Raw genomic sequence first — 10,402 nt, 5'->3', positions numbered from 1 at the left:
AAAAAACGCTGCGCTCCATTCATACGGCCCCTACGCTGCGCTCCGGGGTTCCCTCACTCCGGTCTTGCTCCCGGGAGGACCGCGCTGTAGGCCCCATCCTGGGGCCCAGCGCTTGACAGGCATCCATGCCTGTCACCTCCCTCCGCAAGACCTGCGTTCGGCCTCCTGAAGTCGCGAAGATCAAGATCAAGATCAAGATCAAGAGCAAGAGCAAGAGCAAGAGATGAGTAGGGTCGATAGCTGAGAGTTGCTAACCTAATCGGGCTGCTTGACTCAATCCTATCCCTCGCCGCGCGCGTTGCTCCAGATACTCCCGCACCTGCACAGCATCCCCAACAAACTCGATCCGCTCGGCCTTCGCCTCACGCTGATAGGCATACATCGGGTCGTAGTACTCGTTGAGCAACCCCTCGATCCAGCCTCGGTGCAGGTCCACGCAGCCACTACGCAATTGCTCTCCCAGGGCCTGCTCAAGCAGCGCCGTGAGCCGCTGATGGCGCTCACCGCCCAGGCGCTTGCGGATGTTGGCCATGCTCTGCAACATGCGCTGCGCGAACAATTGCTGCCCGGCTTGCTCGCCATGCAGGGCGATGAACTCGGCACTGAGCTCGATGACATAATCGCGCAGGATGCGCTCGACCCGGCTATCGAAACTGTCCTCCAGCCACACCAGCGGGTAGTGCTGCATGCCCTGATACAAAGACAAAGGCACCGTGCAACTGCCAACGATGCGGCCTTCATCCTCCAGCACGAACTGGCCAATGCCTTGCGCGCGCTTTTTCAGCACATCGATGGCTAGCTGGTTCTCGAAGTCGATCTGAGCCGGTTGCCCGGTGGCGCGTTTGCCAAAGCTCGACCCGCGATGATTGGCATGGCCTTCAAGGTCCAGTACGTTGCCCAGCTGTTGCAGCACATCGGTCTTGCCAGTACCGGTCAAGCCGCCAACCAACACGAAATCGCACTCGCTTACGGCCTGCTCCGTGGTCTCGAGCAGGTAGTTGCGCATCGCTTTGTAGCCCCCGGTGATACGCGGGTAGCGAATACCGGCTTCATCGCGCAACCACCCTTGGACGATCTGCGAGCGCAGGCCGCCACGAAAGCAATACAGATAGCCTTCCGGGTGAGCCTGAGTGAATGCCACCCATGCCTCCAGACGAGCCTGCTTGGTGGCGCCGCCCACCAGTTGATGACCCAGGGCGATGGCGGCAGCCTGCCCCTGCTGCTTGTAACAGGTGCCAACCTTCTGCCGTTCCACATCGTTCATCAGGGGCAGGTTGACCACGCCGGGAAAGGCGCCCTTGGCAAACTCGACGGGCGCACGCATGTCCATCATCGGCACATCGTCGAGGAACAACTGGCGGAAATCAGTGCAGTCGGGCCGCATCAGACGACCTCGACTGCGTGGCGCTGTCGCTCCGCCAGGTAGCCGATAGGCGACAGTTGCAAGCCCAGGTCGGCGGCTGCCGCGAGAAATGCGTCCTCACCTTCCGGGGTTACGGCCACCAGCAGCCCGCCGCTGGTCTGCGGGTCGCACAGCAAGTGCTTCTGATCGTCACTGAGCGCGCCTAGCTTGTGCCCGTAGCTCTCGAAGTTGCGCAGCGTTCCCCCTGGAATGCAGCCGGCGGCGAGGTAGTGCTCGACACTCGGCAGGCGGGGCACCTTGGCGTAATCCAGGTGTGCGGTCAGGCCGCTGCCTTCTGCAAGCTCAACCAGATGGCCGAGCAGGCCGAACCCGGTGACGTCCGTCATGGCCTTGACCCCGTCGAGCTTGCCAAAGCGGCTGCCTGGTGTGTTCAGGGTACACATCCAATCGCGCGCCACGCCTCGATCCTGCTCGCGCAGCACGGCTTTCTTCTCGGCGGTGGTGAGGATGCCGATGCCCAGGGGCTTGGTCAGATACAGGCGGCAGCCCGCCGTGGCGGTGTCGTTGCGCTTGAGATGGCGCTTGCTGACCACGCCGGTCACCGCCAGGCCGAAAATCGGCTCGGGGGCATCGATGGAATGACCACCGGCAAGCGGGATGCCGGCTTCGGCGCATACCGCCCGGCCACCGCGAATCACCTCACGGGCAACCTCTGGAGCCAGGACGTTGACGGGCCAGCCCAGGATGGCGATGGCCATCAGGGGATCACCGCCCATGGCGTAGATATCGCTGATGGCGTTGGTTGCCGCGATGCGGCCGAAATCGTAGGGGTCATCGACGATGGGCATGAAGAAGTCGGTGGTCGACACCACACCGCGCTCCTCGTCCAGGGCATACACGGCGGCATCGTCGCGCGACGCATTGCCGACCCAGAGCTTCGGGTCCAGGGCCTGGGCACCGCTTTCGGCCAGGATGACGTCCAGCACCTTGGGGGATATCTTGCAGCCACAGCCGGCACCGTGGCTGTACTGGGTCAGACGAATCGGCTCGCTCATGTGTACCTCGGCAGGTCAATTTATCGCGCGATTGTAGCAAAGCTGGTCATTGGGCCTGCGGCTCTTATAATCGTCGGGTCAATGACTCGCATCGAGCTGCAACCTGCACGTCGGCAACGCAGTCCACCTGCACTGCCTGTTATTGCGCGCAGCCTCGAACTCACCCCATTCCCCGCTATTGAACCGGAGAAACCCATGCTCAAACGTCCCTTGGCGCTCGCCGCCAGCCTCGTGCTGTCCTGCTGTGCCCTGGCCGTCCAGGCCGCAGAGACACTGCGTGTCAGCGCCATTCCCGACGAAGCGCCCACCGAACTGCAACGCAAGTTCAAACCCTTGGGCGAATACTTGTCCAAGCAGTTGGGCATGCAGGTGAAGTTCGTGCCGGTGGCTGACTACCCGGCCGTGGTCGAGTCGCTGGCCTCCGACCGGCTGGACCTGGCGTGGCTGGGCGGGTTCACGTTCGTGCAGGTGCACCTGAAGGACCCGACTGCCACGCCGCTGGTGCAGCGCGAGCAGGACGCCCAATTCACCTCCAAGTTCATCACTGCCAACCCTGCAGTAAAAAGCCTGGCTGACCTCAAGGGCAAGTCCTTCGCCTTCGGGTCCATTTCTTCCACGTCCGGTAGCCTGATGCCACGCTATTTCATGCTCAAGCAGGACAACATCAAACCTGAAGGGTACTTCAGCCGCGTAGCCTATTCCGGTGCCCACGACGCCACCGTGGCCTGGGTACAGGCTGGCAAGGTCGATGCCGGTGTGCTCAACGCCAGCGTCTGGCAGAAACTGGTGGACGCCGGCAAGGTCGATACCGCCAAGGTGCGCGTGTTCGCCACGACCCCGACCTATTTCGACTACAACTGGACGGTGCGTGGCAACATGGACCCGGCCCTCAAGGAGAAGATCAAGCAGGCCTTCCTGAACCTTGACCCCGCCGATCCAGAACAGAAAGCCATTCTCGACCTGCAGGCAGCCAGCCGCTTCATCGAAACCAAGCCGGAAAACTACGCGGGCACTGAGCAAGCCGCCCGCGAGGCTGGCTTGCTCAAGTGACGTCTGCCGTGCCTTCTGAGGCAGTCATCGCGCTGCAAGGCGCAAGCTTGCGGCATGGCGCGGTGCGCGCCCTGGAGGGCGTGACCTTGCGCATTGCGCAGGCTGAGCGCGTCGCCATCATCGGCCCATCGGGGGCGGGCAAGTCCAGCTTGCTGCACCTGATGGCCACGGCGACCAGGCCGAGCAGCGGCCGTCTGGAGGTGCTCGGGCAGCAGCCATGGGCGTTGTCGGCAGGAGCCCGGCAGCGCCTGCGGGCCCAGGTAGGTCTGGTTCACCAGGCGCCGCCACTGCCGCCGCGCCAGCGGGTGGTCACTGCCGTGCTGGCGGGCCGTCTGGGCCAGTGGGGGCTTGGTCGCAGCCTGCTCAACCTGCTGTATCCCTGCGATGTGCCTGGTGCGCGCCAGGCCTTGGCCGAACTGGGGCTAGCAGACAAGCTGTTCGTGCAGTGCGGTCAGCTGTCCGGTGGCCAGCTTCAGCGGGTGGGTATTGCGCGGGTGCTGTATCAGCAGCCTCGTATCATGTTCGCCGACGAGCCGGTGTCGGCGATGGACCCGGTATTGGCCGATCACAGCCTGGCGCTGCTCAACCGGCATGCCCAGGCCACTGGCGTGGCGCTGGTAGCCAGCCTGCATGCGGTCGAATTGGCTCTGGCCCACTTTCCCCGGGTGATCGGCATACGCGAAGGGCAGGTGCTGTTTGATTGCCCAGCCGAGGCTGTGACCGATGAGCTGCTGCAAGCGCTGTATGCCAACGAGCAGCTGGTGGCCAAGCACGGCGTTGATGCGAGCCCCCACGTGCAGTTGCCCAGATGCTGAACGCCAGTCAACGTGATCCGGCAATGGCGCCAAGAATACTGATCGGGTTACTGGCCATCGCGATCCTGTGGCCGGGTATCCAGTTGAGCGAGTTGAACCCGGCCGTGCTGTTACAGGCCGAAAACCGCGAGCAGATGGCGAGTTTCACGGGGGCATTCTGGCCACCTGCACATGAGCGCGACTTTCTCGAGCTATTGCTTGAGGCCACCCTACAGACCTTGGCTGTGGCCACCGCCGGCATGGCGCTAGCCTGGCTGCTGGCCGTGCCGGCAGGGTTGCTGGCCAGCCGCGCCTTGTCCCTGAGCGCTGCCTCACGTGGCGGGCGCCCGGGTGCCTGGTCGCGCCTGGTGCGGCTGCCCGTACGGGGCGTGCTGATCTTCCTGCGCAGCGTGCCTGAGATCGTCTGGGCACTGTTGTTCGTGCGCGCCGTAGGCCTCGGTCCCACGGCCGGGGTGCTGGCAATCGCCATTACCTACAGCGGCATGCTGGGCAAGGTGTATGCGGAAATCTTCGAATCGGTGGACCAGCGGCCCGCCCACGCTTTGTTGCAGGCGGGCAGTGGACGGCTGGCCGCCTTTTTCTACGGCATCTTGCCCAATGCCGTCAGCGAAGCGGTGTCCTACACGGTATACCGGTGGGAATGTGCAGTACGGGCATCGGTGGTGATGGGGTTCGTGGGGGCCGGCGGGCTGGGTCAGCAGATCGACCTGTCCATGCGCATGTTCGCTGGCGCCGAGGTAGCCAGCATGTTGTTGACGTTCCTGGCCCTGGTGATGCTTGCCGATGGGCTCAGCCGCCTATTGCGCGGGAGGCTTGCGTGAATCGGCTGATCAACCTGGCCCTGTTGGCTGCGCTGCTGGCAGCCATCGTCGGTTCGTTCGCCTATTTGGGGTTGGATTTCGGGGCGTTGATCGGCAATGGTGGGCTGGCCCAGATGGGTGAGTATGCCGGACGGTTCCTGACCCCGGACCTGTCCAGCGAGCATCTGCGTGCGGTGGCGCATGGCGCATTGGAAACCCTAGCCATGTCCGGTATCGGCACGTTGCTGGCCGTCGTCATGGGCCTGTTGCTGGCGCTGCCGGCGGCGGGCCGGTTTGGCTGGCCGTTGCAGGGGCTGGCCCGGTTGCTGCTCAATGCGCTGCGCGCCATTCCGGAGCTGGTGTGGGCCGCGCTGACCGTGCTGGCAGCTGGACTTGGGCCAAACGCTGGCACCCTGGCGTTGGCGCTGCACACCGCCGGCGTACTGGGGCGTCTGTTTGCCGAGGCGCTGGAAAACGCCTCGCCTGAACCTGCCGCAGCCATTCGCCTGCAAGGCGCGGGGCAGGTAGCAGCCTTCTGCTACGGCACCTTGCCTAACCTGTGGCCGCAGTTGCTGGCCTACAGCTTGTACCGTTGGGAGAACAATATACGCATGGCCAGTGTGCTGGGCTTTGTGGGTGCTGGAGGCTTGGGGCAGATGCTTTACACCACTTTGAGTCTGTTTCAGGAAGCCCAGGCCAGCACGGTGATCATCGGGATGCTGGTGCTGGTGTTCCTGGTCGATGCGCTCAGTGATGTACTGCGCCAGCGTTTCGTAAGGGCCTGATCAGGCCAGCGGCCTTGCGGCCGCTGCCTGTTCTCAAGCGCTCACTGCCTCGGCCGATTGCGCCCCGCGCTGCATCGATTCCAGGTTGCGCTCGATCGTCTCGCAGATGGTATCCATCTGTATCTGGTGTTCGCTGAAGCGGAATGGGCTCTGCAAGTCGGTACCGATGCGCTCGATCGCCAGCAGCATGAAGCCTACAACCGTGGAGGCCAGGGGCGTGAACCATTCCAGCGACTCCACCAGGCCGACCGGTACGATCAGGCAGAACAGCGTGATGAACAACCGGGGGAAATAGACATACGGGTAGGGCAGTGGTGTATTGGCGATTCGCTCCATGCCCCCTTGTGCATTGGACAAGTCCACCAGCGTGGACTCAAGGCGAGCCAAGCGGATGCTGTCCAGCCGGCCCTCCTGATATTCCCTGGCCAGTAACGCGGCCGAGCCACTCAAGATGTCATTGGCAAAATTGTTGGAGCCGTGGTGCCGCTCAAATTCTGCCTCAGGGATAAACGCCACCAGCTCCTGCGGGCATTTCTCCCCTTTCAGGTGCGCCGCCAGGCAGTTGATGTAGGCGATGTGCCGACGCAGCAGGGTCGCCTTGACCGGATTGAGCCCATCGTCGGGATCATCGATCAGGGTCAGCGTCTGGCGGGCAAAGCTGCGGGAACTGTTGACCAGGGCACCCCACAAGGTACGTGCTTCCCACCAGCGGTTGTAGGCGCTGCTGTTGCGAAAGCTCACCAGCACGACCAGCGCCGAACCCATCAATGAAAGCGGGATCAAGGGCAGGGTGAACTTGCTGTTGAGAAACAGCATGAAATCAATGGTGACCAATACGTCCCAGATCAGCAGCCAGAACAGTGACCAACCGATGTAGCCGAAGGTTTTCACGACCAAGCGGTATTTGCGGATGATGACGTCTTTCAAATGGCGCACCTTGACGGGGTTCAGGACCTTGGATGGGACGTCGGCTCGCGCCGAAGGTTCTGAATGAGGTTGTTGCAACGCATGTGGGGCTGACAGGTGTTGGCGTGACATCCGAATGGGGGTGAGCATTTCATCCAGACGCGTTTGCCGGCCTGATTTGAGTGGTGGCACAATGCCTTGCCTCAGCATGCACATGCTTCGCAGTTGTACCGTGCATCTTCAGCCTTATCTTCTCGGTATCCCGCCATGATCGAGCGCACCGGCACGGGCCTTTCCTTCGCCAAACGCATGTATGCCCCACGCGCCATCGGAACTGGCCTCGGCTTTTTTTGTGTGCTGATCGGCATCGCGCCATTGCAGCCAGGGGTGTGGGTGTGGGCGCTGTTACTGGCACACGGTTTTGTCTGGCCGCACCTGGCGTTTCAGATTGCTCGGGTATCCGCCCAGCCCTACAAGGCCGAGCAGCGCAACTTGGTGGTCGATGGATTCGCCGGGGGTTGCTGGGCGGGTGTCATGGGGCTCAACCCACTGCCCAGCGTGATCATCCTGTCGATGATCGCCATGGACAAGATCGCGGCCGGTGGCTGGCCCCTATTCATGAAAACGGTACTTGCCCAGGGTATCGGCATCGCCCTGGGCCTATGGCTGTTCGCGCCGCCGCTTTTTCCGGCCACCACGCAGGCGCAGATGCTGGCGTGCCTGCCGATCCTGCTGATCTACCCCATGGCCATCGGCATGATCTGCTATCAGGTGACCGTCCAATTGGGCCAGCATAAACGTGCACTGGCCCGCCTGAGCCAGACCGACAGCCTCACGGGCTTGAGCAATCACGGGGCCTGGCAGGAACTGCTACCGCGTGAGTTCGCTCGTTGCCGAGCCAGCGCCGGGAGCAGTTGCCTTGCCCTGATTGACGTCGACCACTTCAAGCAGGTCAATGACCGTCATGGCCATCAGGTGGGTGACAACATCCTGCGGGTGATCAGTGCCACGCTTTCCTTGCACCTGCGCAAGCACGACCCTGCGGCGCGCTATGGAGGAGACGAATTCTGCGTGATGCTGCCCGATACGACGCCAGGGCAGGCAAGGGAAGTGCTAGAGCGGCTGCGCCTGGCCGTGGAGGCGTTTCGCGACCCAGCGCTGCCGCACCTTAACCTGAGCTTGAGCATCGGTATCGCCCCTTACCATGCAGGCATTACCGATGCCCAAGCCTGGCTGCATGCCGCCGATATGGCGTTGTATGCCGCCAAGCGCGCCGGGCGAAATTGCATCGTCCTGGCGCCCCAGGCCTCTGAACCCGCCTGATCAGGGTTTTGCAGCAACGGCCACAAAGCCCTTGATCGATGTTGGGGCCTGGGGTTTGGACTTGCGCGCCAGCATGTACTGGTAGCGCCGCCACTCCTTGTCGATCTCGCTGAAGGACATGAACACACTGACCCGGTCCTTGCCCACCAGATCCGGTCGCCTGACGGCATCAATGCCGCTGGTGGGGATGATGGCGATGTTGATGCCTACCACGTTACCGTCATCGGCGAATACCGGGCCGCCAGACATCCCCTTGGTGATCGGCCCGTCGTGCACCGAATAGAACACGCTACCAGGGGTGCCATCGAGCCGGACCAGTGACGAGAGCGCATGGCCCTTGCCTTGCATGGGCATCATCAAGCTGTTGTAGCCCACTGCTGTGACCGCTTCCCCAGGCACATATTGGCGCCAGTGCGGTACTTGGCTGGCTTTGTGCTTGAAGAACACCACATCGCCCAGGCCTTCATGGACCACGTTGCGCAGAAAAGGGGTGTGTTTGGCGGTGACTGCATAATCCGCGTTCCACTGGATGGCGCTTGCCATCAGCAGCATGGGCAGCGGCGCCCCGGACGTCACCACGAAAGCTTGACTGTAGACCGGGTCTGAAACGTAGGACGTTGGCACTCCATTGCACCCACTTAGCAGCATCATTGCCGCCATACAGGGCGCGGTTGTTTTCATTGATCACACAAGGGGAGGGGGTTGAGGGGAACCGCACTATGGCTAAATGCCATCAGTTAGGCAATGCGTTCGGCTGTTATCCGACGAAGTGAGGGTAGTCGGGGGGGATGGCCACTTGCCAATAGCATTGCTGCATGGTCAGGCACCAGCGAATCAATGGGCTGACGCCAGGCAAATGTGATGCACTGAGCGATTTTACGGCGCAAAAAAAAAGCCGACCATTTAAGGTCGGCTTTTTCGGATTTGGTGCCCCGAGGGAGACTCGAACTTCACCGCAAATGTCGCCTAGCCCAATAATCCCGGTAAACGCTGATTTAGACGCTTGTTTTGGGTAGAAATTTTGGGTAGAAAATGGGTAAGAATTTTACCTGTGGATTGCTCGTATGTCCGATTTTTTGGTCCTCAAAGGCGGCACATACCATGTGCGGCTCGACATCCCAGCAGATGCGAGAGAAGCGTTTGGTGGTCGCAGGGTTCTCACAAAGAGCCTCAAGACTGGAAATCGATCAGAGGCTCATGTTCTAAAGCTTCGATGGCTACAGCAGTGGAAGATCGAGATCGAGAAAGCTCGGAAACACGAGATTCCTGATTTCCGTGAAGAGGTTGCATTAATCGTCGAAAAATATCGCGATAAGATAGATTATGAAAAGCGTAATCCCCAACCTTGGACGTTAGGGATGCAGGAGTGGAAATCACCAAGCAATGACCGGGTGATTGAAGTTAATAATCTTATAGAGTCTAGAAAACTAAAGCCCAAACAAGCCAAAGAAGCTATAGAGATTCTCGTAGGAATAAGTGATTATTCACCCAAAACACCGTTTTTCAAAACAAGATTAGACGCTTTTCATTCCCACGAAACGGAAGTTAGGAAGGTTGAGTTATCTACCGTTGATCGTCACGTAAAAAGACTCAAGGTTCTTGATGCTTTCCTCAAAGAAAGTGATTTGCCGTTGAGTCACGATACTATATCAACTTTTCTGGCTTCTCTCAAAATTGAAGCGAAGACCAAGAAACAGTACTTGTTTTCATTCAATGCGTTTTGGAACTTCGCTCTAAAAAAAGACCCAGCGTTCAAATCTGTTTATGCCAGCACTCCGAATCCATTCAAGGAGCATGAGCTAAATCAAGAAAAGCGAGGGATCTTCAAGGAGGCCTCTCGCCGTGCTTTCACTACAGACGAAATTGAGAACCTGTATAAGTTCGCACTGTCCGAGTCTAACCAAAAGCTAGCCGATCTTATCGAGATCGGTGGATACACAGGTGCGAGGATTGAAGAAATTTGCCAGCTTCGCACTGATTCGATTGTCATTGAAGATGATATTGAGTGCTTCCATATACGTGAAGGTAAGACAGATGCCGCAGTGAGACATGTTCCAATTCATCCTAAGCTAAAGAAGACTATCAAACGTCTTGTAGAGTCTTCAAAGGACGGATACCTATTGCAGACGGGAAAGGGTGGGAAGTACGGCGTAAAGTCCAAGGATTTAGGGAATGATTTCTCGCAGTTTAAAACCCGACATGGATTCGACAAGAAATGTGTGTTTCATAGTGTCCGTAAAACCGTCATCACGTTATTAGAGCGTGCAGACGTAAAAAACCTTGTTGTCATGTCTCTTGTTGGCCA

At 59.9% G+C, this 10,402-nt stretch carries 10 protein-coding genes; 6 read left to right on the top strand and 4 right to left on the bottom strand.

Annotated elements, in window-relative coordinates; all coding sequences use genetic code 11:
• Nucleotides 1-250: 250 nt before the first annotated feature.
• Nucleotides 251-1,384, bottom strand: a complete 1,134-nt coding sequence (gene mnmH / locus ACK59L_RS20980) for a tRNA 2-selenouridine(34) synthase MnmH (RefSeq protein ID WP_409275816.1) — start codon at nucleotides 1,382-1,384, stop codon at nucleotides 251-253.
• A complete protein-coding gene (gene selD / locus ACK59L_RS20975; protein WP_058604348.1) occupies nucleotides 1,384-2,418 on the bottom strand; it encodes a selenide, water dikinase SelD in 1,035 nt (344 codons plus the stop codon). The genes mnmH and selD overlap by 1 nt, the downstream gene beginning before the upstream one ends.
• Nucleotides 2,419-2,613: 195 nt before the next feature.
• Between selD and ACK59L_RS20970 the strand changes: the two genes are divergently transcribed.
• Genes ACK59L_RS20970 through phnE form a run of 4 tightly spaced genes read left to right on the top strand, consistent with a single transcriptional unit; the run spans nucleotide 2,614 to nucleotide 5,868 of the window.
• Nucleotides 2,614-3,468: a putative selenate ABC transporter substrate-binding protein gene (locus tag ACK59L_RS20970; protein WP_058604349.1), complete on the top strand. Its 855-nt coding sequence runs from the start codon at nucleotides 2,614-2,616 to the stop codon at nucleotides 3,466-3,468.
• Between the two features lie 8 nt (nucleotides 3,469-3,476).
• The gene (locus ACK59L_RS20965) at nucleotides 3,477-4,283 is read left to right on the top strand and encodes a phosphonate ABC transporter ATP-binding protein (RefSeq protein WP_409275814.1); all 807 of its coding nucleotides are present in this window, start codon (nucleotides 3,477-3,479) and stop codon (nucleotides 4,281-4,283) included.
• Complete coding sequence (locus tag ACK59L_RS20960) at nucleotides 4,277-5,104, top strand: ABC transporter permease (protein WP_100852195.1); 828 nt, start codon at nucleotides 4,277-4,279, stop codon at nucleotides 5,102-5,104. The genes ACK59L_RS20965 and ACK59L_RS20960 overlap by 7 nt, the downstream gene beginning before the upstream one ends.
• Complete coding sequence (gene phnE / locus ACK59L_RS20955; RefSeq protein WP_058604351.1) at nucleotides 5,101-5,868, top strand: phosphonate ABC transporter, permease protein PhnE; 768 nt, start codon at nucleotides 5,101-5,103, stop codon at nucleotides 5,866-5,868. Before ACK59L_RS20960 ends, phnE begins: the two co-directional genes overlap by 4 nt.
• 33 nt (nucleotides 5,869-5,901) lie before the next feature.
• On the opposite strand, the gene ACK59L_RS20950 is transcribed toward phnE, so the two are convergent.
• The gene (locus tag ACK59L_RS20950) at nucleotides 5,902-6,795 is read right to left on the bottom strand and encodes a bestrophin family protein (protein ID WP_033728448.1); all 894 of its coding nucleotides are present in this window, start codon (nucleotides 6,793-6,795) and stop codon (nucleotides 5,902-5,904) included.
• Nucleotides 6,796-7,041: 246 nt separating this feature from the next.
• Between ACK59L_RS20950 and ACK59L_RS20945 the strand changes: the two genes are divergently transcribed.
• On the top strand, nucleotides 7,042-8,097 hold the full coding sequence (locus ACK59L_RS20945; protein WP_409275811.1) for a diguanylate cyclase: 1,056 nt from the start codon (nucleotides 7,042-7,044) through the stop codon (nucleotides 8,095-8,097).
• On the opposite strand, the gene ACK59L_RS20940 is transcribed toward ACK59L_RS20945, so the two are convergent.
• A complete protein-coding gene (locus ACK59L_RS20940) occupies nucleotides 8,098-8,745 on the bottom strand; it encodes a trypsin-like peptidase domain-containing protein (protein WP_409275818.1) in 648 nt (215 codons plus the stop codon).
• 416 nt (nucleotides 8,746-9,161) lie between these two features.
• Here ACK59L_RS20940 and ACK59L_RS20935 point away from each other — a divergent pair.
• Nucleotides 9,162-10,402 (top strand): DUF6538 domain-containing protein (locus tag ACK59L_RS20935; RefSeq protein WP_409275809.1); only part of this gene is annotated, 1,241 nt, incomplete at its 3' end.

The organism is Pseudomonas sp. KCJK9111, assembly GCF_046231935.1.
Lineage (GTDB): Bacteria > Pseudomonadota > Gammaproteobacteria > Pseudomonadales > Pseudomonadaceae > Aquipseudomonas > Aquipseudomonas parafulva_B.
The sequence above is the reverse complement of the archived record's forward strand: the minus strand, read 5'-3'. Positions and strand labels throughout refer to the sequence as shown.

What these genes read in the sequence shown, in the direction of transcription:
- ACK59L_RS20960 (WP_100852195.1), top strand. Translation starts at nt 4,277, where the DNA reads ATGCTGAACGCCAGTCAACGTGATCCGGCAATGGCGCCAAGAATACTG.
- ACK59L_RS20970 (WP_058604349.1), top strand. Translation starts at nt 2,614, where the DNA reads ATGCTCAAACGTCCCTTGGCGCTCGCCGCCAGCCTCGTGCTGTCCTGC.
- mnmH (WP_409275816.1), bottom strand. Translation starts at nt 1,384, where the DNA reads ATGCGGCCCGACTGCACTGATTTCCGCCAGTTGTTCCTCGACGATGTG.
- ACK59L_RS20940 (WP_409275818.1), bottom strand. Translation starts at nt 8,745, where the DNA reads ATGCTGCTAAGTGGGTGCAATGGAGTGCCAACGTCCTACGTTTCAGAC.
- selD (WP_058604348.1), bottom strand. Translation starts at nt 2,418, where the DNA reads ATGAGCGAGCCGATTCGTCTGACCCAGTACAGCCACGGTGCCGGCTGT.
- ACK59L_RS20945 (WP_409275811.1), top strand. Translation starts at nt 7,042, where the DNA reads ATGATCGAGCGCACCGGCACGGGCCTTTCCTTCGCCAAACGCATGTAT.